23 protein-coding genes are annotated in these 22,618 nt (G+C 71.9%); 8 read left to right on the top strand and 15 right to left on the bottom strand.

The features are described from left to right. Positions 1-3 precede the first annotated feature (3 nt). From N865_RS01465 to N865_RS01480, 4 genes are all read right to left on the bottom strand, one after another. Positions 4-1,689 carry a ribonuclease J gene (locus tag N865_RS01465; RefSeq protein WP_034800675.1) on the bottom strand — a complete coding sequence of 562 codons (1,686 nt, stop codon included), beginning with the start codon at positions 1,687-1,689 and terminating at the stop codon, positions 4-6. Positions 1,690-1,699: 10 nt separating this feature from the next. Next, positions 1,700-2,602, bottom strand: a complete 903-nt coding sequence (gene dapA / locus N865_RS01470) for a 4-hydroxy-tetrahydrodipicolinate synthase (RefSeq protein WP_034800676.1) — start codon at positions 2,600-2,602, stop codon at positions 1,700-1,702. Between the two features lie 246 nt (positions 2,603-2,848). After that, a complete protein-coding gene (locus N865_RS01475) occupies positions 2,849-3,316 on the bottom strand; it encodes a dihydrofolate reductase (protein WP_034800677.1) in 468 nt (155 codons plus the stop codon). Positions 3,317-3,351: 35 nt separating this feature from the next. After that, a complete protein-coding gene (locus N865_RS01480; RefSeq protein WP_034800678.1) occupies positions 3,352-4,164 on the bottom strand; it encodes a thymidylate synthase in 813 nt (270 codons plus the stop codon). A gap of 154 nt (positions 4,165-4,318) precedes the next feature. On the opposite strand from N865_RS01480, the gene N865_RS01485 reads away from it, so the two are divergent. After that, complete coding sequence (locus tag N865_RS01485; protein WP_084327846.1) at positions 4,319-5,878, top strand: MFS transporter; 1,560 nt, start codon at positions 4,319-4,321, stop codon at positions 5,876-5,878. Between the two features lie 68 nt (positions 5,879-5,946). Here N865_RS01485 and N865_RS01490 read toward each other — a convergent pair whose 3' ends face one another. The 7 genes from N865_RS01490 to paaA form a co-directional block, all read right to left on the bottom strand. Continuing rightward, positions 5,947-6,138: a hypothetical protein gene (locus N865_RS01490; RefSeq protein WP_034800679.1), complete on the bottom strand. Its 192-nt coding sequence runs from the start codon at positions 6,136-6,138 to the stop codon at positions 5,947-5,949. Positions 6,139-6,247: 109 nt separating this feature from the next. Then, positions 6,248-7,363 (bottom strand): alpha/beta hydrolase, encoded by a 1,116-nt coding sequence (locus N865_RS21455; RefSeq protein ID WP_051509815.1) that lies wholly within the window; start codon positions 7,361-7,363, stop codon positions 6,248-6,250. Positions 7,364-7,365: 2 nt separating this feature from the next. Continuing rightward, complete coding sequence (gene paaE, locus N865_RS01500; protein WP_084327847.1) at positions 7,366-8,526, bottom strand: 1,2-phenylacetyl-CoA epoxidase subunit PaaE; 1,161 nt, start codon at positions 8,524-8,526, stop codon at positions 7,366-7,368. 4 nt (positions 8,527-8,530) lie between these two features. Further along, the gene (gene paaD, locus N865_RS23205; RefSeq protein ID WP_034800681.1) at positions 8,531-9,040 is read right to left on the bottom strand and encodes a 1,2-phenylacetyl-CoA epoxidase subunit PaaD; all 510 of its coding nucleotides are present in this window, start codon (positions 9,038-9,040) and stop codon (positions 8,531-8,533) included. Then, complete coding sequence (paaC, locus tag N865_RS23210) at positions 9,037-9,849, bottom strand: 1,2-phenylacetyl-CoA epoxidase subunit PaaC (protein ID WP_211244825.1); 813 nt, start codon at positions 9,847-9,849, stop codon at positions 9,037-9,039. Before paaC ends, paaD begins: the two co-directional genes overlap by 4 nt. Next, positions 9,846-10,187, bottom strand: a complete 342-nt coding sequence (paaB, locus tag N865_RS01515; RefSeq protein WP_034800682.1) for a 1,2-phenylacetyl-CoA epoxidase subunit PaaB — start codon at positions 10,185-10,187, stop codon at positions 9,846-9,848. The genes paaC and paaB overlap by 4 nt, the downstream gene beginning before the upstream one ends. Continuing rightward, the gene (gene paaA, locus N865_RS01520) at positions 10,184-11,251 is read right to left on the bottom strand and encodes a 1,2-phenylacetyl-CoA epoxidase subunit PaaA (protein ID WP_034800684.1); all 1,068 of its coding nucleotides are present in this window, start codon (positions 11,249-11,251) and stop codon (positions 10,184-10,186) included. Before paaA ends, paaB begins: the two co-directional genes overlap by 4 nt. Positions 11,252-11,333: 82 nt before the next feature. On the opposite strand from paaA, the gene N865_RS01525 reads away from it, so the two are divergent. The 3 genes from N865_RS01525 to N865_RS01535 are packed head-to-tail and all read left to right on the top strand — an operon-like array spanning position 11,334 to position 12,980. Further along, positions 11,334-11,936 (top strand): GNAT family N-acetyltransferase, encoded by a 603-nt coding sequence (locus tag N865_RS01525; RefSeq protein WP_034800687.1) that lies wholly within the window; start codon positions 11,334-11,336, stop codon positions 11,934-11,936. A gap of 7 nt (positions 11,937-11,943) precedes the next feature. Then, positions 11,944-12,666: an AzlC family ABC transporter permease gene (locus tag N865_RS01530; protein ID WP_034800697.1), complete on the top strand. Its 723-nt coding sequence runs from the start codon at positions 11,944-11,946 to the stop codon at positions 12,664-12,666. Next, positions 12,663-12,980 (top strand): AzlD domain-containing protein, encoded by a 318-nt coding sequence (locus tag N865_RS01535; RefSeq protein ID WP_034800699.1) that lies wholly within the window; start codon positions 12,663-12,665, stop codon positions 12,978-12,980. Before N865_RS01530 ends, N865_RS01535 begins: the two co-directional genes overlap by 4 nt. Before the next feature lie 133 nt (positions 12,981-13,113). Here N865_RS01535 and trhO read toward each other — a convergent pair whose 3' ends face one another. Together trhO and dapB are read right to left on the bottom strand one after the other, a co-directional pair. Then, positions 13,114-13,983 carry an oxygen-dependent tRNA uridine(34) hydroxylase TrhO gene (gene trhO, locus N865_RS01540; RefSeq protein ID WP_034800701.1) on the bottom strand — a complete coding sequence of 290 codons (870 nt, stop codon included), beginning with the start codon at positions 13,981-13,983 and terminating at the stop codon, positions 13,114-13,116. 8 nt (positions 13,984-13,991) lie between these two features. Beyond that, positions 13,992-14,786, bottom strand: coding sequence for a 4-hydroxy-tetrahydrodipicolinate reductase (gene dapB / locus N865_RS01545; RefSeq protein WP_281173463.1), 795 nt, complete (start codon positions 14,784-14,786; stop codon positions 13,992-13,994). Between the two features lie 128 nt (positions 14,787-14,914). Between dapB and N865_RS01550 the strand changes: the two genes are divergently transcribed. The 4 genes from N865_RS01550 (at position 14,915) to N865_RS01565 (ending at position 19,779) form a co-directional block, all read left to right on the top strand. After that, positions 14,915-16,525, top strand: a complete 1,611-nt coding sequence (locus tag N865_RS01550; RefSeq protein ID WP_084327848.1) for an FG-GAP-like repeat-containing protein — start codon at positions 14,915-14,917, stop codon at positions 16,523-16,525. A 101-nt stretch (positions 16,526-16,626) separates the two neighbouring features. Further along, a complete protein-coding gene (locus N865_RS22115) occupies positions 16,627-17,481 on the top strand; it encodes a polysaccharide deacetylase family protein (RefSeq protein WP_245603624.1) in 855 nt (284 codons plus the stop codon). Next, a complete protein-coding gene (locus N865_RS01560; protein ID WP_034800705.1) occupies positions 17,478-18,734 on the top strand; it encodes a YncE family protein in 1,257 nt (418 codons plus the stop codon). The genes N865_RS22115 and N865_RS01560 overlap by 4 nt, the downstream gene beginning before the upstream one ends. Positions 18,735-18,795: 61 nt before the next feature. Next, entirely contained in the window at positions 18,796-19,779 is a 984-nt protein-coding gene (locus N865_RS01565; protein ID WP_169735678.1) for a cytochrome c oxidase assembly protein, read from the top strand. 100 nt (positions 19,780-19,879) lie between these two features. Here N865_RS01565 and N865_RS01570 read toward each other — a convergent pair whose 3' ends face one another. Further along, complete coding sequence (locus N865_RS01570; RefSeq protein ID WP_034800707.1) at positions 19,880-22,126, bottom strand: polyribonucleotide nucleotidyltransferase; 2,247 nt, start codon at positions 22,124-22,126, stop codon at positions 19,880-19,882. 219 nt (positions 22,127-22,345) lie between these two features. Next, the gene (gene rpsO, locus N865_RS01575) at positions 22,346-22,615 is read right to left on the bottom strand and encodes a 30S ribosomal protein S15 (protein ID WP_034800709.1); all 270 of its coding nucleotides are present in this window, start codon (positions 22,613-22,615) and stop codon (positions 22,346-22,348) included. Between the last annotated feature and the right edge of the window lie 3 nt (positions 22,616-22,618).

Raw genomic sequence — 22,618 nt, forward strand, 5'->3', positions numbered from 1 at the left:
GCGTCAGGCCTGGAGGACGACCGGGATGATCATCGGCCGCCGGCGGATCTTGCCGCCGACCCACGACCCGACGGCCCGGCGGATGACCTGCTGGAGCTGGTGGTCGTCGCGCACCCCGTTGGCCACGGCCTCCTCGACGGCCCGCTCGACCTTGGGGATCACCTGCTGGAAGACCTCCTCGTCCTCCACGAACCCCCTGGCCGTGATCTCGGGGCCGGACGCGATCTTGCCGGTGGCGGCGTCGAGCACGACGATGCACGTGATGAAGCCCTCGTCGCGCAGGATCCGGCGGTCCTTGAGCAGTGCCTCGTCGGTGCCGCCGATGTTGCTGCCGTCGACGTAGGTGTAGCCGCACTCGACGTAGCCGGCGATCGCCGCCTTGCCCGCGACGAGGTCGACGACGACGCCGTCCTCGGCGAGGACCACGTTGGCCTCGGGCACGCCCGTCTGGATCGCGAGCTGGGCGTTGGCGTACATGTGCCGCCACTCCCCGTGGACCGGAAGGACGTTGCGGGGCTTGACGATGTTGTAGCAGTAGAGCAGCTCACCGGCGCTCGCGTGGCCGGAGACGTGCACCTTCGCGTTGCCCTTGTGCACGACGGTCGCGCCGAGGCGCATGAGCCCGTTGATGACGCGGTAGACGGCGTTCTCGTTGCCGGGGATGAGGCTGCTCGCGAGCAGGACCGTGTCACCGGGGCCGACGTCGATGCGGTGGTCGCGGTTGGCCATCCGCGACAGGGCCGCCATCGGCTCACCCTGGGAGCCGGTGCAGATGAGGACGACCTCGTCGTCGCGCAACGAGTCGATCCGCTTGATGTCGACGAGGATGCCGTCGGGCACGTGGAGGTAGCCGAGCTCGGCCGCGATCCCCATGTTGCGGACCATCGAGCGCCCGACCATGGCGACCTTGCGACCGGCCTTCTCGGCGGCGTCGAGAACCTGCTGGACGCGGTGGACGTGGCTGCTGAAGCAGGCGACGATGATGCGCCGCTCGGCATGCCGGAAGACCTTGTCGATGGCCGGCGCGATCTCGAGCTCGGGCGTCGTGAAGCCGGGCACGTCGGCGTTGGTCGAGTCGGTGAGGAAGAGGTCGACCCCCTCCTCACCGAGCCGCGCGAAGGCCCGCAGGTCGGTCAGGCGGCCATCGAGCGGCAGCTGGTCCATCTTGAAGTCGCCGGTGTGGAGCAGCGTGCCGGCCTCGGTGCGGACGAACACGGCAAGGGCGTCGGGGATGGAGTGGTTGACCGCGACGAACTCGAGGTCGAAGACCCCGAGGCGCTCGCGCTGGCCCTCCCGCACGGCCATGCTGAACGGCCGGATCCGGTGCTCCTTGAGCTTGGCCTCGACGAGCGCGAGGGTGAGCGTCGAGCCGATGAGCGGGATGTCGCCCTTGAGCCGGAGCAGGTAGGGCACGGCACCGATGTGGTCCTCGTGGCCATGCGTGAGGACGATCGCCTCGATGTCGTCGAGCCGGTCCTCGATGTAGGAGAAGTCCGGGAGGATGAGGTCGACGCCGGGATGGTGGTCCTCGGGGAAGAGCACGCCGCAGTCGATGACGAGCAGGCGGCCCTTCGTCTCGAGGACGGCCATGTTGCGGCCGACCTCGCCGAGCCCCCCGAGCGCGACGACCCGCAGGCCGTTGTCGGGGAGTGCGGGCGGTGCGGTCAGCTCGGGGTGAGGGTGGCTCACGGGTGTCCTGTCATTCGGGGATGCTGTCGGTGGAGGTGGGGGCGAGCACGCCCCGGAGCAGCGCGGTCTGCTCGGAGTCGGCCTCGACGAGGGGCAGTCGCACCGTCGGCGTGGAGATGACGCCCTGGAGGGCGAGGCCGGCCTTGGCCATGATCGCGCCCTGCGTGACGTTCATGACGGCGTTGACCAGCGGTGTCAGGCGACGGTGGACGGCCCGTGCGTCGTCCCAGCGGCCCTCGAGCACCGCGTCGGCCATCTCGCGGTATGCCGCTGGGGCCACCTGCGAGGTCACGCCGACGAAGCCGACCGCGCCGTTGACGAAATGGGCGAGGTTGAGCGCGTCGTCGCCGGAGTACCAGTCGAGACCGGTCGCCTGCATGATCTCGCTCGCGAACCACAGGTCGCCGCGGGCGTCCTTGACGGCCGCGATGCGCTCGTTGTCGGCGATCCGGAGATAGGTCTCGCGGGCGATGGCCGTGCCGGTGCGGCCGGGGATGTCGTAGACCATGACGGGCAGGTCGCTCGCGTCGGCCAGGGCCGTGAAGTGGGCCACGAGCCCGGCCTGCGGCGGCTTGTTGTAGTAGGGCGTGACGGCGAGGACCGCGTCGGCCCCGGCCTTCTGGGCGAGGCGGACGGACTCGATGCTCTTGGCCGTGTCGTTGCTCCCCGCGCCCGCGATGATGACGGCACGGTCACCGACGGCGTCGATGACGGCCCGGAGCAGCTCGTCCTTCTCGGCGGCCGAGGTCGTCGGCGACTCCCCCGTCGTCCCGGACACGACGAGTCCGTCGTGTCCCTGGTCGACGAGATGGGTGGCGAGGCGCTGGGCCTCGTCGAGGTCGAGCGAACCGTCGGCCCGCATGGGCGTGACCATCGCGGAGAGAACACGTCCGAGCGCGGGAGCGGCAGCCATGGGGCCAAGGTTAGCGCCCGGGACGGCGGCCGCGACGCGGCCATCCACGCAGACCTGCGCGAGCACCGCGATGCCGTGACGAGCGGGAGGACACCGGACCGGCACCGGCGTGAGCGGGCCGGAGCACCATGCGAGGCACTACTCGCTCGGGGGTCCGAGTAGTGCCTCGCACCTACTCCATCGGGCCACCTCGGCCGCCGTTACAGACCCGGCGGAGAAACTTTGCGGTACCGCCGGGCGACCGCCTCAGGAGCGGCGTTCGTAGGTCACCCAGGCGAAGCCCTCGCCCGGGACGCGATCGACCTCGACCCACGCCGACGGATCGATCGGCGGGAAGGTGACCGAGCCCTCCGGGGACTGGTCGACCTCCGTGACGAGGAGGCGAGCGGCATACGGCATGGCCTCGCGGTAGACCTCACCCCCGCCCACGACGAACACCTCGTCGGGGCCGGCGAGGAAGAGTGCGTCGGGCAGCGAGTGCGCGGTCTCGACCCCGGCGTGCGACCAGTCGTGCTGGCGCGTGATGACGATCGAGCGGCGGCCCGGCAGGGCCCGCCCGATCGAGTCGAACGTGCGCCGGCCCATGATCATGGCGTGCCCCATCGTCCGGGCCTTGAAGTAGGCGAGGTCCTCCGGCAGGTGCCAGGGCATCCGCTCGCCGTCACCGATCACGCCGTTGCGGCCCATCGCGACGATCATCGTCACGTTCGTCATGGACCCAGCCTCCCAGATGCGTGGGCGCGTGGTGCTCAGACGGAGATCGGGGCCTTGATCGACGGGTGCGCGACGTAGCCGACGAGCTCGAAGTCGTCGAGGTCGAAGTCGTCGATCGAGCGCTTGCCCGGCGTGATCCGCATCGTCGGGAGCGGGTGCGGCTCCCGCGAGAGCTGCAGCCTCGCCTGGTCGAGATGGTTGAGGTAGAGGTGCGCGTCGCCGAGCGTGTGGACGAACTCCCCCGGCTCGAGGTCGGTCAGCTGGGCGATCATCTGGGTGAGCAGGGCGTACGAGGCGATGTTGAACGGCACGCCGAGGAAGATGTCGGCACTGCGCTGGTAGAGCTGGCACGAGAGCCTGCGGCGACCGTCCGCACCGGGCGGCGAGACGTAGAACTGGAACATGGTGTGGCACGGCGGCAGGGCCATCGTGTCGACGTCGGCGACGTTCCAGGCCGAGACGACGAGGCGCCGCGAGTCGGGGTTGGTCCGGATCTGGTCGATGACCTTGGCGATCTGGTCGACCCGTCGCCCGTCGGGCGTCGGCCACGACCGCCACTGGTAGCCGTAGATCGGGCCAAGATCGCCGTCGGCGTCGGCCCACTCGTCCCAGATCGTGATGCCGCGCTCGTTGAGCCAGCGCACGTTGGTGTCGCCGCGGAGGAACCACAGCAGCTCGCCGATGATCGAGCGCAGGTGCAGCCGCTTCGTCGTGACGACGGGGAAGCCGTCGGCGAGGTCGAAGCGCATCTGGTGGCCGAAGACGCTCAGCGTGCCGGTCCCGGTCCGGTCGGACTTCTCCTGCCCGTGGGTCAGGACGTGGTCGAGGAGGTCGAGATACTGCCGCACCCCGGCAACCTAACACCGGCGACCGACGGCCCGACGGCCCGACGGCCCGACGGCCCGACGGCTCGTCCGTCCGGGGTGAGGCGGCGGGCCGAGTGGCGCTGCTTGCATGAGGACGTCGGCTGCACGAACCATCCCTGGCGAAGGAGAGGCAACGATGACTCGGACCGACTCGACCCCTGGTCCACGAGGCGTGCCCGGGGGTGGCGCCCCGACCGCGTCCCGCGCGGGCGGGGTGCTCGCGGCAACGTGCCTGTCCACCCTGGTGGTCAACGCCAACACGTCGGCGGTGACCATCCTGCTCCCGGCGATCAGCGCCGACACCGGCACCGATGTGACCACGCTCCAGTGGGCGGTGACGGGCTACTCGCTCGTCGGCGCCGCGTGCATCATCACCTCGGGCTCCCTGGGCGACGTCTTCGGGCGCAAGCGCGTGTTCCAGCTCGGCCTGCTGCTCTTCGTGGCGTCCTGCATCCTCATCGCCCTGTCGACCTCCGGTGCCGGCGTGATCGTCGGCCGCCTGATCCAGGGCGCCGCCGGGTCGACCATCCTCGCCTGTGGCCTCAGCCTGCTCTCGGTCGCCAACGAGGGCGAGGCGCAGCTGCGGGCCGTGTCCCTGTGGGGTGCGGCGGCGGCCGTGGGCGCGGCGGCAGGCCCCCTGCTCGGTGGCGTGCTCGTCGAGCTGACCGGGTGGCAGGGGCTCTTCTGGATCGATGCCGGCGTCGCCGTCGTGTGCATGGTCATGACGTACGCAACGGTGGCCGAGTCGCGTGACCCCAACCGCTCCCACTCGATCGACTACGCGGGAACCGTGCTCATCGCCCTCACCCTCGCCCCCCTCATCCTGGCGATGAGCAGGGGCAGCGCGTGGGGCTGGGCCTCGGTGGCCACCCTCGGGTGCCTGGCACTCTCCGTCGCCTCGGCGTTCGCGTTCGTGGCGGTGGAGCGGCGCGTGTCGGTGCCGCTCCTCGACCTGGCGCTGCTGCGCAACCGGGTCCTCGTGGGCTCCACGATCGCGATCCTCATCGGCGCGGGCACCATCAACGCGCTGATGTACCTCGTGAGCCTCTACTTCCAGAACCCGGACGCGCTCGGCTTCAGCCCGCTGCAGGCGGGGCTCGCCACGCTCCCCGCCACCGCCGGCCTCGTCGCCATCGCGCCGTTCGTGCCGAAGCTGGCGGCGCGCATCGGCGGCCGCCAGCTCGTCGCCGTCGGCTTCCTGCTGAGCGGCGCGGGCTTCGCCCTCGTCGGTCTCGTCGACCCGGACTGGCGCTACGGCCGGTTCCTCCTTCCGCTCGTCGCCGTGGCGGTCGGGATGGGCCTGTCCAACGGTCCGGCCTCGTCCGCGTCCACGGCCTGCGTCCCGGAGAACCAGGTCGGGTCAGCCTCCGGCGTCTCCAACATGGCGCGCTATGTCGGGGCCTCCGTGGCCACCGCGCTGGCGGCCACGATCTACGGCACGGTCATCGCCGACCGGACTGCCCAGGGCCTGCCCGCCTCCGACGCGATGGCGTCGGGCCTCGGGGCTGCGTCGTGGGTCATGGCGGGCATCAGCTTCGCGGGCTTCCTCGCCGCCTTCCTCATGGGGCGGCGCTACCGCGAGGCACAGGGCACCCTGGGCGATGCCGCCGCCGCGGCAGCGGCCCATACGCACACCCTGCCCACCACTGCCTCGGGCACGGTCACCGGGACCGCGACCGAGACCTCACCCGTGTGACGGCGTGCGACCGGGCGTGCGGGAGTCGAGAACCGGCGCTCGGCCGAGCGATCAGTGGTGCCCAACGATCAGTGGTGGCCGAGCGCCGCGAAGACCTCGTAGACCATGAACGCGGGCCAGAAGAGCCCCTTGAAGACCGCCAGGACGTACTCCCAGAAGACGTCCGCCTGCTGCCAGAAGTACACCAGCGCACCGAAGATGCCGAGACCGTAGATCGCGCCACCACCGGCGGCGCCCGCGTTGCTGCCGCTGTTGCTCATCCGCTTCCCCTTGCCTAGACCCTCAGTGTGGCGGTGTCCCGACGGCGCGAGGAGGGACTTTCGCCCCGCGTTTCGCGCGCGTGCCAGCCGGAGCCGGAACCCGACGAGATCAGTGCGCCACGCCGAGTGCCGCGTCCAGGAACCGGACGACTCGACGTTGCCACTCGACGGGTGCGGCGGCGAGGGCCCCGGTGTGGCCGCCCGGGGCGAGCCACACTGTCACGGACCCGGGCGATCCGGCCGCGATGAACCGGGCGGCGCCCACCTCCTCGAACGAGTCGGCCGCAGCGACGAGCAGCAGCGGGCGGGGTGCCGCCGTGGCCGCCGACGCACGCAGCGTGGGCGGAGGTGAAGCCGGAGTCAGCAGGTCGGTGGCGCCATAGGTGAGGCGGTCGAGCTGCTCCTGGAGCAGCCCGCGCAGTCCGAGCTCGTCGGAGAGCCATGCCTTGTCCCCGGCGACCCGGTTCGTCGCCCCTTCGGCCACCACGGCCTTGATCCGAGCGTCGGACGCGAAGGCGCCGATGGCCTCCTCACCGCCCATCGAAAGGCCGACGACCGCAACGCGCGCACCCTTGACGTCCGACCGCCGAGTGAGCAGATCCACCGCCGCGCGGATGTCCTGGTCGCCGTACCAGCCGAAGTCCATGGCCCGGCCCTCACTGCCGTCATGGCCTCGCGCGTCGACCATGAGCACGCCGTAGCCCCACTTCGCGAGCACGGCCGCGCGGTCGAGCACGCTCGACCGCGTTGACCCTGCGCCAGGGCAGAGCACGACAGCCGCGCCGTTCGCCGAGGGCACGTACCAACCCGCGAGGCGCACACCGTCGGCTGTCCGGGCCGTGACGTCCTCGTAGCGCAGGCCGAGGCTCGCGGGGGTCCGGTCGCCGAGCGCGGCGCGCGGCACGACCGTCGCGGCCACCGCCTGGCCCAGGGTCAGCGCCGCGGTCGCCACGAGGACGATGACGAGGGGCGCGGCGACCAGCCGGGCCACGGGGTGGCCGGTGCGCCACATCGAGCGGAATCCGAGGACGAGGAGGACCAGACCCGCGAGGGCTGCGAGCACAGCCACGGCCGACGTCGACGTGAGCCCCTCCTTGGCCAGGTGCGGCGCGAGCCCCACACCCACCGCCAGACACGTCGCCCCGACGACGAGGGTGAGCGCAACGACGATGGCGACGGGGACACGGGCGAGGACCGGTCTCGAGTCGTCCCGTCCGCCGGCCATCGTCAGGCGTCGTAGTCGAGGCTGACCTCGTCGGTCACCGGGTGGCTCTGGCACGCCAGCACGATGCCGGCCGCGACCTCCTCCGGCTCGAGCGCGTAGTTGCGGTCCATCCGGACCTCTCCCGCGACGAGCCGGGCGCGGCAGGTCCCGCAGACGCCGCCGGTGCAGGAGTAGGGGGCGTCCGGCCGCGCCCGCAGCGTCGCGTCGAGGATCGTCTCCTCGCGCGACGGCATCGGGATGACCGTCGTTCGCCCGTCGAGGTTGACGGTGACGACGGCCTCGGGCGGCGCCGACTCGTCGACGACGACCTTGCGAACCGGTGCCGTCCCGTCGTCGACGTGGAAGATCTCGTGGTGGATGTGGCGCGGGTCGACCCCGCGCTCCTCGAGCAGCTCCTGCGCACCGGTCACCATCGCGAACGGCCCGCACAGGTACCACTCGTCGACCTGGTCGACCGGCACGAGGGTGGCGAAGAGCCGCTCGAGCCGGTCGCGGTCGAGGCGCCCGTGGAAGAGCTCGACGTCCTGGGCCTCGCGGGAGAGGACGTTGACGAGGTGGAAGCGGCCGGGGAAGCGGTTCTTGAGGTCTTCGAGCTCCTCGAGGAACATGATCGAGCTCGTCCGCCGGTTGCCGAAGAGCAGGGTCGCCCGCGACTCGGGCTCCTCCTCGAGCGCCGTCGTGAGCAGGGAGATGACGGGCGTGATGCCCGAGCCCGCCGCGATGGCGACGTGATGACGTATGCCGCTCGGCTCGGTCGCGCACGTGAACGACCCGAGCGGGGTCATGACGTCCACGACGTCGCCCGCGGTGACGACGTCGTTGAACCAGCCCGACATCCGGCCGTCGGGCACGCGGGCGACCGCAACACGCCGGCGCGTCCGCATCCCTGCGGCGCCGCGCGACTGGCAGATGGAGTAGGACTGGCGCACCTCCTCGCCCCCGATCGTGGCCCGGACGGTGAGGTGCTGGCCGGGCTCGAAGGCGTACTCGTCGACGAGCTCGTCGGGGACCTCGAAGGTCACCGCCACGGCGTCGTCGGTGAGCCGCTCGACGGCGGCGACCGTCAGCGGGTGGAAGCGGGCACGGTGGCGCGCCGAGGGCGTGCCGGGCAGGCCCTCCGCTCCTGCCGCGGCGACGGAGTCGGTCGTGCTCAGGTCGGTCATGGGTTCACAGGGCCTTGAACTCGTCGAAGGGCTCGCGGCACACCTCGCAGCGCCGGAGCGCCTTGCAGGCCGTCGAGCCGAAGTGGGCGATCTCGGTCGTGTCGGTGGAGCCGCACCGCGGGCACGCCACGACGTGGCGCGAGAGCGTCACGGGCACCGGCCCGCCGGCGCGCGGGGCGGTGGCGGGCCCGGGCGGCGCGATGCCGAAGCGCTCCAGCGCCGCGCGACCCTCGTCCGTCATCCAGTCGGTGGTCCAGGCGGGCGAGAGCACCGTGCGCACGTCTGCGGCATACCCCTGGGCGTGCGCCTCGAAGCGGATGCGGTCGGAGATGGCCTCGATGGCCGGGCACCCGGAGTACGTCGGGGTGATCGTCACGACGACGGCACGGGCCCCTTCGTCGACCTCGACCGACCGGAGGATGCCGAGGTCGGCGATCGAGATGACCGGGACCTCCGGGTCGGGGATGGCCGCGATCCGCTCGGCAAGGGTCGGCGCGGGGGCCGCGACGCTCACCACGTCGCCCCGGGGTGCGACCGCGCGATGTGCTGCATCTCGGCGAGCAGGGAGCCCATCGGTCGGGAGTGGATGCCGTCGCGCCCGCCCCGGGACCGCCATCGCGGGGTCTCGGGCATGGTCAGGGTCGCCGTGGCGACGACCTCCTCCACGGCGCGCTCGACGGAGGGGCGGACACTCGACGGAGGCGCCGTCAGCACGCCGGCGGCCACGGCAGCCGCCGCCGGCTCGTCGTCGAAGAGCTCGTCGACGTAGGGGGCGGCCCACTCGAGCGCGGCCTGCATGCGGCGGTGCGACTCGGCGGTCCCGTCGCCGAGGCGCACGACCCACTGGCGCGCGTGGTCGAGGTGGTAGCGGACCTCCTTGAGGGACTTGCCGGCGACGCCGGCGAGGACCTCGTCGGAACCGGCGGCCAGCCGGCCGTGGAGCTCGCACTGCCACGCGGAGAACCACAGCAGCCGGGCCATCTCCTGGCCGAAGTCGCCGCGCTCCTGCTCGACGAGATGGACGTTGCGGAAGGCCCGCTCGTCGCGGAGCATCGCGTAGTCGTCCTCGCCCCGGCCGGTGCCGTCGAGCACCCCGACGTGCGGGTAGAGCGCTCGGGCCTGGCCGAGGAGGTCGAGCGCGATGTTGCCGAGCGCCATGTCCTCCTCGATCTGCGGGGCATTCGTCATCCACTCCCCGAGTCGCTGCGCGTAGACGAGCGCGTCGTCGGCGAGGGCGAGGACGTATGCCGCCGAGCCGGCCTCGCGGGCCACGCCGGCATCGTCGGTGGCAGGGTCGGTCACGGGGTCCGTCGGAGTGGTCACAGGTACTCGACATCCTCGGGGACGTCGTAGAACGTCGGGTGGCGGTAGATCTTGTCGGCGGCCGGGTCGAAGAAGGAGTCCTTCTCGTCGGGGCTGCTCGCCGTGATGTCGTCGGCCCGCACGACCCAGATCGAGACGCCCTCCTGTCGGCGGGTGTAGAGGTCGCGGCCGTTGCGCAGGGCCATCTCGGCGTCGGGGGCGTGGAGCGAGCCCACGTGGACGTGTGAGAGCCCCCGCTTGCCCCGGACGAAGACCTCCCAGAGCGGCCAGCTCCGCTCGGGCGTGTCAGGGCTCGCGGCCGGCGCGCCCGCACCGGTCGTCGTGGTGTCTCCGCTCACGCGGCACTCTCCTTGTGCTTGGAAGCCTGCTTTGCGGCATACGCGGTGGCGGCCTCACGCACCCAGGCGCCGTCCTCGTGCGCGCGGCGGCGGTGCTCGATGCGCTCGGCGTTGCACGGGCCGTCGCCGCGCAGCACCCGCCAGAACTCGTCCCAGTCGACCTCGCCGAAGTCCCAGTGGCCGCGCTCGTCGTTCCAGCGCAGGTCGGGGTCGGGCAGGGTGAGGCCGAGCTTCTGGGCCTGCGGGACGGTCATGTCGACGAACTTCTGGCGCAGGTCGTCGTTGCTGAAGCGCTTGATGCCCCAGGCCATCGACTGCTCGGTGTGGCCGCCCTTGGCGGCCTCGCCGGTGTCAGGCGGCCCGAACATCGCGAGGGCTGGCCACCACCAGCGGTTCGCAGCGTCCTGCGCCATCGCCCGCTGGGACTCGGTGCCGTGCATGAGGTTCCAGAGGATCTCGAAGCCCTGCCGCTGGTGGAAGGACTCCTCCTTGCAGACCCGGATCATCGCACGGGCGTAGGGGCCGTAGGAGCACCGGCAGAGCGGCACCTGGTTCATGATCGCAGCGCCGTCGACGAGCCATCCGATCGCGCCGCAGTCGGCCCACGTCAGGGTCGGGTAGTTGAAGATCGAGGAGTACTTCTGCTTGCCGCTGTGGAGCCGGTCGAGCAGCTCCGCGCGGTCGATGCCGAGGGTCTCGGCGGCGCTGTAGAGGTAGAGCCCGTGGCCGGCCTCGTCCTGGACCTTCGCGATGAGGATCGCCTTGCGGCGCAGGGAGGGGGCCCGGGTGATCCAGTTGCCCTCGGGCTGCATGCCGATGATCTCGGAGTGGGCGTGCTGCGCGATCTGGCGGATGAGCGTCTCGCGGTAGGTGTCGGGCATCGCGTCGCGCGGCTCGATCCGCTGGTCCGCGGCGATGAGGGCATCGAAGTCGCTGCCGACCTGCTCCCGCTGGTCGTCGTGTGCGAGCGCCGTGTCGTAGGCCTCCGTCTCGGCCGCGTTGAGCGGCACCGTGGGGTCGACAGACGGGCGCTCGTCCGGGTCGATGACGTCATTGCCATACATGTGTCCAGTATGCGAGATCACCCTGTGAGCCGCCAAAGGAGGGGGTCGTCGAGCCGTCACCCCCGCCTGAGAGGATGCTCGGGTGGAGACCTCCGGAGCACCGCACGGGCACGACCACCAGCACGACCACCAGCACGAGCACGGCCCCGTCGCCGACGCGAGCGTGCGCGTCGCGCGGATCTCTGACGCCCCCGCGGTCGGGCTCGTCCAGGCGGTCGTGTGGCGCGAGGCGTATGCCGCCCACCTCGCTCCGGAGCTCGTCGAACAGTTCGAGCCCCAGGCGTTCACGAACGCCTGGCGCGCCTCGCTCGGTGACGCCCCCTCCGGGGACCACGTCCTCCTCGTCGCCTGCGCCGGGGAGCAGGTCGTCGGCTTCGCGGCCGTGGGGCCCTCCCCCGACCCCGATGTCCACGAGCACGCGGCCGAGCTGCTCGTCCTCGGGGTCCACCCCGACGCCAGGCGCCAGGGCCACGGCTCGCGGCTGCTCAACGCGGCCGTCGACACGGCGCGCGGTCGGGGCCGGGAGTCGCTCACCGCGTGGGTCCTCGCCGGCGCCGACGACACGCGGGCCTTCCTCGAGGCGGCGGGTCTCGAGGCGGACGGTGCGCGTCGCGAGCGGATCGTCTCGGACGACGACGACACCCTCCGGGAGGTGCGGCTCGCCGCGTCGGTGATCACGGAATGACCACCGAGTGACCGACTGCGAGCCCGACCCGCAGGCGCGCCGGCTCGTCATCCGGGAGAGCCTCTCGGTCGGCATCGCGACGGGTCTCTACGGCGTGAGCTTCGGTGCGCTCGCCGTGGCCGCCGGGCTCGACGTCTGGCAGGCCATGGCCCTGTCCCTGCTCATGTTCACGGGCGGCTCGCAGTTCGCCTTTGTCGGGATCGTGGCCGGGGGCGTCTCCGCCGCGCCCGCGGCGATCGCGGCGTCCTCGCTGCTCGGCGTCCGCAACATGCTCTACGCCCTGGAGCTGACGCAGCTGCTCGGGCTGCGCGGTCCGCGCAAGCTGGCTGCCGCTCACCTGACGATCGACGAGTCGACCGCCGTGGCGGTCTCCCAGCAGGACGTCCGGGCCTCGCGCCTCGGCTTCTGGGTCACCGGAGCGGTGATCTTCGGCCTGTGGAACCTCACGACGCTCGCGGGCGCGATTCTCGGCAACGCCCTGGGCGACCCGAGGCGCTGGGGCCTCGACGCCGCGGCGTGTGCGGCGTTCACGGCCCTGCTCTGGCCGCGCCTGCGGAACCGGCAGGCGGGCGCGATCGCCGCGGTCGCAGCGGTCGTCGCCGTGGTCCTTGCCCCGTCCCAGCCTCCGGGGGTGCCGGTGCTCGTCGCGGCGGGCGCCGCCCTGCTGGCGTGGCGGGCACCGGGACCACGGGAAGCGCGGGAGGGGGCGGCGGAGGGATCGGCCCCATGACGCTGTGGACCGCCATCCTCGTCGCGGCCGCCGTGGCCTTCGGCCTCAAGCTCGCGGGTCACCTCGTGCCCGAGCGGCTCCTCGCCGAGCCTCACGTCAAGCGGGTCACGGCCGCTCTGCCGATCGCCCTCCTCGCCGCGCTCGTCGCGACCCAGGCGTTCGTCAGTCCCGGCGGTACGTTGGCCCTCGACGCGCGTGCGGCGGCGGTGGCGGTCGCCGTGGTCGCCCTCCTGCTCCGGGCGCCGTTCATCGTGGTCGTCGTCCTCGGCGCGGCGACCGCGGCCGTCCTCCGCGCCCTCGGCTGGGCCGCCTGAGCATCTGACTCGGCCTGTCTGCCGGCGATCCAGGAGTGCGGTTTGTCGGAAGGGTGAGTGCTGCAGCCCGCACCTCTGCGACAACCGCGCACCTCTGCGACAATCGCGAATCGGTCGAGGCCCGACTCCCTCCTCAGGGCGTCGCGTGCGCGTCGCAGACGGGCTGGAGAGGGCGTCCAGGCAGGTCCTCCCGGTTGTGCATCCGGCTCGTCGGGGTCCCGCACTCGTGGCACGCGGCGATGTCGACCGCCTCGTCGCTGAAGGCCACGGTCATCCGCTCGTCGAACACGTAGAGCTGCCCTTCCCACAGGCCGCGGTCACCGAAGGTCTCGCCGTAGCGGATGATGCCGCCGTCCAGCTGGTAGACCGCCTCGAAGCCGCGGTTGCGCATGAGGGTCGTGAGCACCTCGCAGCGGATTCCGCCCGTGCAGTACGTGACGACCGGGCGGCCCTTGAGCTCGTCGTAGCGCCCCGAGTCGAGCTCAGCCACGAAGTCGCTCGTGTGCCGCACGTCCGGGACGACGGCCCCCTTGAACCGTCCGACCTCGGCCTCGAAACCGTTGCGACCGTCGAAGAAGACGACGTCGTCGCCCCGCTCGGCGACGAGGGCGTGGACCTCTGCCGGGGTGAGGTGCCGTCCGCCCCCGACGACGCCGTGCTCGTCGACGACCACCTCGTCGGGCACGCCGAACGAGACGATCTCGTCACGGACCTTGACCGAGAGCCGCGGGAAGTCGAGGCTGCGCCCGTGCGGGTCGAGCCCGCGTCCGTCGCTCCACTTGACGTCGATGTCCCGCAGGGCGGCGTGCTCGCGCGTCTTGCGGACGAAGGTCTTGAGCACTGTCACGTCACCACCGACGGTGGCGTTGACCCCGTGGGGCGACACGATGACCCTGCCGCGCAGGCCGAGGCCCTCGCAGAGGTCGCGCTGCCAGAGGCGGATCGCGTCGGGGTCGGGGATCGGTCGGAAGGAGTAGAAGAGGACGATCTTCGGGATGGCCACAGGCAGCCTCAGGCGAGTCCGAGGTAGTGCTCGAGACCGACGGTGAGGCCCGGGTGGTCCCCGACCGCGCGCACGGCGGCGATGACTCCCGGCATGAAGGACGCGCGGTCGAACGAGTCGTGCCGGATCGTCAGCGTCTCCCCGACGTTGCCGAGGAGCACCTCCTGGTGGGCGACGAGCCCACGCAGCCGCACGGAGTGCACGGGTATGCCGTCCACCCGGGCCCCGCGGGCACCGTCGGGGTCATGGGTGGTCGCGTCGGGCACGGCCCCGAGCCCGGCGGCGTCGCGGGCCGCACCGATCATCACCGCGGTCCGGGCGGCCGTGCCCGAGGGGGCGTCGACCTTGGCCGGGTGGTGCAGCTCGACGATCTCGACGGACTCGAAGAAGCGGGCGGCCTGCGCGGCGAAGGACATCATGAGGATCGCTCCGACCGCGAAGTTCGGCGCGACGAGCACCCCCACGCCCGCGCCCGACCGGGCCGGCGGGGCGTCGTCGAGCTGCGCGCGCAGCGCCTCGAGCCGCGCCTCGTCCCAGCCCGTCGTCCCGACGACGACGTGGACGCCGCGCTCGACGCAGTGCGCCACGTTGCCGGGCGATGCACCCGGGACCGTCAGCTCGACCGCGACATCCGCCCCGCCGAGGTCGCCGAGCTCATCCCCCGAGCCGTAGGCCCCGACGAGCGAGAGCCCGGGCGCGGCCTCGACGGCACGGACCACCTCCGAGCCCATCCGCCCGCCGGCGCCGATGACCGCCACCCGGATCTCCCGGTCCTGTCCTGCCCTGTCGCCCGTCTCGCTCACGCGGCCAGCGTAGTCAGGTCACGCGGCCGCCGGACCGAGCCCGGCGGCATACGGACCGCTTCGGGCAATCGCGCCCCCGCCCCTCGGGTCGCGGCGCAGACTGGACGTGTCAGAGGGAAGTGGTTCGCATGTCAGCACCGATCCGTGTCGATGTCGTCCGGAAGGGCCTTCGGGGGCTCGTGATCGTCCCCCTCGCCGCCCTCGCGCTGGTCCTGGGGGTGTTGACGGCGCCGACTGCCAACGCGGCCGTCATGTTCGGCAACGACATCTCCTGGCCGCAGTGCCCGACCGCCCAGGGCGGCTCCGGCCTGCCGATGCCGCCGACGACGGCGCAGTTCGTCATCGTCGGGCTGACCAGGGGCCTGCCGTTCACCGAGAACCCGTGCCTCGCCACCCAGTTCCAGTGGGTCAAGGACCACTCCAAGCCCGCCCACGCGTACACGATGGCCGGCTTCCCCACGTCCGCGCAGCTGAGCACCTACGGCACGCAGGGGCCATGGTCCTCGAGCACTCGCGCCGGGACGCTGTCCAACGTCGGGTACTCGGAGGCGAAGTATGCGGCTGCCAGCCTCTCGCGGATCGGATGGCGGCCCCCCGTCGTCTGGATCGACGTCGAGCCGCGCCCCGCTCAGCCCTGGCCGGTCGGCACGAGCGCGCGCGAGCAGGAGAACCGGTTCGTCGTCGAGGGGCTGATGCGGGGGCTCCGAGACTCCGGCTACGCCTACGGCCTCTACTCCAACGCCTCCGGCTGGCAGGAGATCACCGGGTCCTGGCGGCTGCCGGGTGTGCCCGTGTGGGCCACGGCAGGCCGGCTCGACTACCCCAACGAGGCGCTCGACCGGTGCACCCAGGCGAGCTTCTCCGGCGGGCACGTCTTCCTCTCGCAGTGGTGGGACGACACCCGCGACTACGACCGGACCTGTGAGCCGTACGCCTTCACGGCACTCCCGGTCCCGCCGTCGTCGCTGTCGTTCAGCACCGCCGAGTTCACGGGCGACTGGAACAACGACGTGCTGGCCCGGTGGAGCGACGGTTCGCTGCGCCTCTACGCCGGCAACGGGCGCGGTGCCCTCGCGGCCGGGGTGCGGATCGCGACGGGATGGGGGATCTACAACGCCCTCGAGACCGTCGGCGACTTCACCGGCGACGGCGCGCTCGACGTCCTCGCCCGCACCACGTCGACCGGGGACCTCTGGCTCTACCGCGGCAACGGCCGAGGCGGTTTCACCGGCTCCCCCGTCGTCGTCGGCCGTGGATGGGCCGCCTTCACCCCGATCGTCGGCGTCGGCGACTTCAACGGCGACCAGCGCGTCGACGTCATCGCCCGGCGGAGCTCGACGGGCGACCTCTATCTCTACCGCGGCAACGGCACCGGTGGCTTCCAGAGCACGGTGACGCTCATCGGCACCGGCTGGAACGGCATGAGCACGATCATCGGCCCCGGGGACGTCAACGGCGACGGCCGCGCCGACCTGATCGCCCGTGAGCGCTCGACCGGATACCTGTGGCTCTACCCGGGCAACGGCGCGGGCGGGTTCCTCTCCCGCGTCCGCATCGGGACGGGCTGGGGGTCCATGACGGCGATCATGAGCGCCGGAGACCTCGACGGCAACCGGATCCCCGACGTCGTCGCCCGCGACAGCGCCGGCAACCTCTGGCTGTACCCGCGCACGGCGAGCGGCTGGCTGGCCCGCCGGCTGCTCGGCGGCGGCTGGAACGTCGTCAACGCGATCTTCTGACGCAGGCTCCTGACGCGGGTTGCCACGATGCCGCCGGGTGCTCAGGGCACGTGCTGGCTCCTCCCAGCAACAGGACAGGTCCGGGGCCGAGGATGACCGTCGTGCCGGATGAGACCCCCACCCTCGGGCGACGCGCCCTGCTCCGTGGCGGGATCGCCTCCGCCATCGGGCTCGGAGCCGCCGCGTGTTCCCCGGGCGACGAGACCGCCTCCACCCCGTCGTCCTCGGGCTCCCCGCTGTCGACGTCCTCGGCGCCCACCGGGCCGACGGCATCGCCGGCGCCCTCCGCGTCCTCGGCGTCCGCCCCCGGCGCTTCCGCCGGCGGGGCAGCCACGGTCCCGGCCGTGCTCCGCACCCCCGGGCCGGACATCCGGCGCGCCGATTCGGCTCCGCCCGCGGTCGCGCTCACCTTCCACGGCGCCGGCGAGGCGGCGCTGACGCTCCGCGCCCTCGACGTGCTGGCCGCCCACCACGCTCACGTCACCGTCTTCGCCGTCGGGCGCTGGCTGGCGGCCAACCCCGAGCTGGGGCGGGCCATCGTCGCTGGAGGCCATGACCTCGGCAACCACACGTGGTCGCACCGCACCCTTCCCCGGCTGTCGGCCGACGCCGCCCGCACGGAGATCGCCGACGGGGCACGCGCCGTCGCCGCCATCGCGGGATCCTCGCCCCTGCTCTTCCGGCCGTCCGGGACACCCGAGTCGACCCCGACGATCCGGGCCGCTGCCGCCGCGTCCGGCTACGCCCGCTGCATCTCCTACGATGTCGACCCGGCCGACTACCAGGACCCCGGCACGACGGCCGTCGTGAACCGAACCCTCGCGGGCGTTCAGGCCGGCTCGATCGTCAGCCTCCACCTCGGCCACGCCGGGACGGTCGCCGCTCTCCCCCGGATCCTCGGGGGCCTCGCCGCCCGGTCCCTCGCCCCCGTCACCGTGACGAGCCTGCTCGCATGAGGTCGCCACGTCTCGTCGTCCTCGGGCTGCTGCTCGGAGCGGCGCTCGGCACCGCCGCCTGCACCGGACCCTCGGCCGGTGCCGCGGCCCCGGTCCAGGCCACCTCATCCTCGGCGGTGACGACGGCGCCACCCGCTCCGAGCCCGGCCGACGCCATGGCGACAACGCAGCCCAAGGGCCCGGGCCCGTACGCGCACACCGGGGCCGGCGAGCTGACCGGGGCCGCCCTCCGGGCCAAGCCCCTGGTGTACGTGCCGAACCAGATCGCCGGGACCCTCGAGGTCATCGACCCGGCCACGCGCCGGGTCATCCGGCGGGTCCGGGTGCCGAGCTCCCCCGAACACGTCGTCCCGTCCTGGGACTTCACCCGGTTGTGGATCAACTCCGACCGTGGCAACGCCCTGACGCCGATCGACCCCCTGACCGGTCTCGTCGGCCGACCGGTGACCGTCCGTGACCCGTACAACCTCTACTTCACGCCGAACGGGCGCTACGCCCTCGTCATGGCGTCGCGGTTCCGGGCCATCGACGTCCTCGACGCGCACAGCCTCCGGCAGATCCGCTCCCTGCCTGTGCCGGAGTGCGCCGGGGTCAACCACGCCGACTTCACGGCGGACCTCACGACGTTCGTCGCGAGCTGCGAGTTCAACGGGCGGCTCCTCGTGGTCGACAGCGACGCGACCCGGGTCCGCAAGGTCATCGACCTCAACTCCATCACGACGCCCGACGCGACCGACCCGATGATGGCGGGCGGTATGCAGGGACCCCGCAAGGGACTGGCCCGCGGCGCGTCCTCGATGCCGCAGGACGTGCGCCTCACCCCGGACGGCCGCTGGTTCATGGTCGCCGACATGCTGCGCAACGGCGTGTGGTTCATCGACTCTGCCACCTTCCGATACGACCACTTCGTCCCGACGGGGCATGGCGCCCACGGCATCTACCCGTCGCGCGACGCCAAGCGGGTCTTCGTCTCCAACCGGGACGCCGGAACCATCACCGTCTTCAACGCCGCGACCGACGCCCCCGAGACGACGTGGCGGATCCCGGGTCACGCCACGCCCGACATGGGCGGCGTCACCGCGGACGGCACCGAGCTGTGGCTCTCCGGGCGCTACAGCGCCGAGGTCTACGTCCTCGACACGTCCGACGGGCGCCTGCTCGCGCGGATCCGGACCGACTCGGGGCCACACGGCCTGCTCGTCTGGCCGCAGCCTGGGCGCTTCTCGCTCGGGCACACGGGCAACACCCGTTGACCCGGGCTCCGGGCAGGACGTTCCCATCCTGCTGTCAGGAGCAGGGACGACGATGCCCGGCGTGCCCCCGTTCACCCCGACGTCGCTGATCACCGACTGGACCGCGCGGCCCCTCGGCCTCGCGCTCGTCGCCCTCGCCGTCCTGCCGTATGCCGGGTGGTTGCTCCGCGCCCATCGGCTCGGTGTCGCGTGGCCGTGGTGGCGCACCGCCCTCTACCTCGGCGCCGGCGTCGGCACCCTCGCCTATGCCGTGTGCGGGCCCCTCGCCGTCCACCGCACCGAGATCTTCTGGGTCGCGGCGCTCCAGGTCGGCGTCCTCGCCTCGCTCACCCCCGTCGGGCTCGCCCTCGGTGACCCGGTCGGGCTTCTTCGCGGGCTCGCCGAGCGAGGGCGCGGCCCGCGCCGGGCCCTTCGCCTCCTCGAGGGGCGACTCGCCCGGGCCCTGATGTTCCCGGCCGTGAGCACGCTCCTCGCCGTCATGACGGTCATGGTGGTCTTCTTCACGCCGTGGTTCGAGGCGACGACCCGGTCGGTCGCGAGCGAGGCCCTGCTCTACTTCGTGCTCATCGTCACCGGCCTGCTCTTCGTCCTGCCCCTGCTCACCGACGAGCTGCTCCCGTCATGGGCGACGCCGCCGGTCCGGACGTTCCTCGCGTTCTTCGACGGGCTGCTCGACGCGGTCCCGGGCATCGTCATCATGACCGCCTCCACGCTGCTGACGCCCGGCTTCCCGGGCTATGCGTCGGGCGCGAGCGGCCTGACCCCGGCCATGGACCAGAAGCTCGGCGGCGGAGCGCTCCTTGCCGTGGCCGAGGTCGTCGGCCTGCCCGTCATCGCCGCCGTCTTCCTCGAGTGGGTCCGCAGCGACGAGCGCGAGGCGCGGGCCGTCGACGCGGAGCTCGCGCTCGCCGAGGAGGCCGCGACGTCGAGTCCCGAAGCACGCACCGAACACGGCACCGCCGACGGCGTCGCCCCGGCGGCGACCTCCGGGCTCTGGTGGGAGTCCGACCCGCGCTTCGCGGGACGGTACGGGCGGCGCGACTGAGCCGGGCGGCATACGCCCGGAGAACGACGCGTGGCCCGCCACCCCCGAAGGGGTGACGGGCCACGCGAACACCAGGACGGTCCGGGACGGACCCGGCCGGTCAGGCCTCGACGGTCGCCTCGGCAGGAGCCTCCGCGGCCTCGCCCTCGCCCTCGGCGAGGACCGCAGCGAGCGAGAGCTTGCCGCGCGGGTCGATCTCCTTGAGCTCGACCTGGACCTTCTGGCCGACCTTGAGGACGTCGTCGACGCTGTCGATCCGCTTGCCGCCGACGAGCTTGCGCACCTCGGAGATGTGCAGCAGGCCGTCCTTGCCGGGCAGCAGGGAGATGAAGGCGCCGAACGTCGTCGTCTTGACGACCGTGCCGAGGAAGCGCTCGCCGACCTCGGGCATCTGCGGGTTGGCGATCGCGTTGATCGCCGCCCGAGCCGCCTCGGCCGACGGGCCGTCGACCGCACCGATGAACACCGTGCCGTCGTCCTCGATCGAGATGTCGGCGCCCGTGTCGTCCTGGATCTGGTTGATCATCTTGCCCTTCGGGCCGATGACCTCACCGATCTTGTCGACGGGGACCTTCACCGTGATGATCCGCGGAGCGAACGGGCTCATCTCGTCGGGCTGGTCGATCGCCTCGGCCATGACGTCGAGGATGTGCAGGCGCGCGTCGCGGGCCTGCGTCAGCGCGCCGGCGAGGACCGACGCGGGGATGCCGTCGAGCTTCGTGTCGAGCTGGATGGCCGTCACGAACTCCTTGGTGCCGGCGACCTTGAAGTCCATGTCACCGAAGGCGTCCTCCGCACCGAGGATGTCGGTGAGGGCAGCGTACTGCGTCTCGCCGTCGACGACGTCGGACACGAGGCCCATCGCGATGCCCGCGACCGGGGCGCGCAGCGGCACACCGGCGTTGAGCAGCGACAGCGTCGACGCGCAGACCGAGCCCATCGACGTCGAGCCGTTGGAGCCGAGGGCCTCGGACACCTGGCGGATCGCGTACGGGAACTCCTCGCGCGTCGGCAGGACCGGCATGAGGGCCCGCTCGGCGAGCGCGCCGTGGCCGATCTCGCGGCGCTTCGGCGAACCGACCCGGCCGGTCTCACCGGTGCTGTACGGCGGGAAGTTGTAGTTGTGCATGTAGCGCTTGCGCGTGACGGGGCTCAGCGTGTCGAGCTGCTGCTCCATCTTCAGCATGTTGAGCGTCGTGACACCCATGATCTGCGTCTCGCCGCGCTCGAAGATCGCCGAGCCGTGAACGCGCGGCAGGACCTCGACCTCGGCGCCCAGGGCGCGGATGTCGGCCAGGCCGCGGCCGTCGATGCGGACCTTGTCACGCAGGATGCGCTGGCGCACGAGCTTCTTCTGGACCGAGCGGAACGCTGCGGACAACTCCTTCTCGCGGCCCTCGAACTGCTCGGCGAGCTGCGCCTTCATGGCGTCCTTGATCTCGTCGAGACGGTCCTCGCGCTCCTGCTTGCCGGCGATCGTCAGGGCAGCAGCGGTGTCGGCGGACACGGCGGCCTCGACAGCGGCATACGCGTCGTCCTCGTAGTCGAGGAAGACGGGGAACTCCTGGACCGGCTTCGCCGCCGCGGCGGCGAGCTGGGCCTGGGCCTCGCAGAGGACCTTGATGAACTTCTTCGAGGCCTCGAGGCCCTCGGCGACGACCTCTTCGGTCGGCGCCTGCTTGCCCTCGTTCTTGACGAGGTTCCACGTCGACTCGGTGGACTCCGCCTCGACCATCATGATCGCGACGTCCTCGGAGCCGTCGGCGTGCGTGACGACGCGGCCGGCGACGACCATGTCGAAGACGGAGCGCTCGGCGTCGGAGAAGTTCGGGAAGGCGACCCACTGGCCGTCGATGAGCGCGACGCGCACACCGCCGACGGGGCCGGAGAACGGCAGACCCGAGATCTGGGTCGACGCCGAGGCCGCGTTGATCGCGAGCACGTCGTACTGGTGGTCGGGGTTCAGGGAGAACACCGAGATGATGACCTGGACCTCGTTGCGCAGGCCCTTCTTGAAGGTCGGACGCAGCGGACGGTCGATGAGGCGGCAGGTGAGGATGGCCTCGGTGGACGGACGGCCCTCGCGGCGGAAGAACGAGCCGGGGATCTTGCCGATCGCGTACATGCGCTCTTCGACGTCGACCGTCAGCGGGAAGAAGTCGAACTGGTCCTTCGGCTGCTTGCCGGCGGACGTGGTGGACAGCAGCATCGTGTCGTCGTCGAGGTATGCCGTGACGGCGCCGCCGGCCTGCTTGGCCAGGCGCCCGGTCTCGAACCGGACCGTGCGGGTGCCGTGGCTGCCGTTGTCGATGACAGCCTCGGCGAAGGTGATGTCTGGACCCTCCATGTGGGCCCTCGCTTTCTTTTTCTCAAGTGCCCGTGCACATCGTCGTTGTGTGCAGGGTTTTCTTCCGTGCCGGAAGCGATTCCGGCTCTGCCCGCGGCGCGGACAGAAGTTCGTGGGGAGGGAGCCTCGGGGGCTCTCCGGTGAGGCGCTGTGGAGTTGGCGGCACCTACGACGAGAGGCGGCCTCCGCGCAACGCGGTGACCGCCTCCCGTCAGGAGCTCATCGACGCAGGCCGAGTCGCTTGATCAGCGAACGGTAGCGCTCGATGTCGGTGGCCTCGAGGTAGCGCAGCATGCGCTTGCGGCGACCGACGAGCAGCAGGAGGCCGCGACGGCTGTGGTGGTCGTGCTTGTGGGCACGGGCGTGCTCGGTGAGGTCCTTGATGCGCTGCGTCAGCATCGCGATCTGCACCTCGGGGGAGCCGGTGTCGCCGTCCTTGGTGGCGTACTCGGCCATGATCTGCTTCTTCACGTCAGCGTCCAAAGGCATGGA

The sequence above is a fragment of the Intrasporangium oryzae NRRL B-24470 genome (assembly GCF_000576595.1).
Taxonomy (GTDB): domain Bacteria; phylum Actinomycetota; class Actinomycetes; order Actinomycetales; family Dermatophilaceae; genus Intrasporangium_C; species Intrasporangium_C oryzae.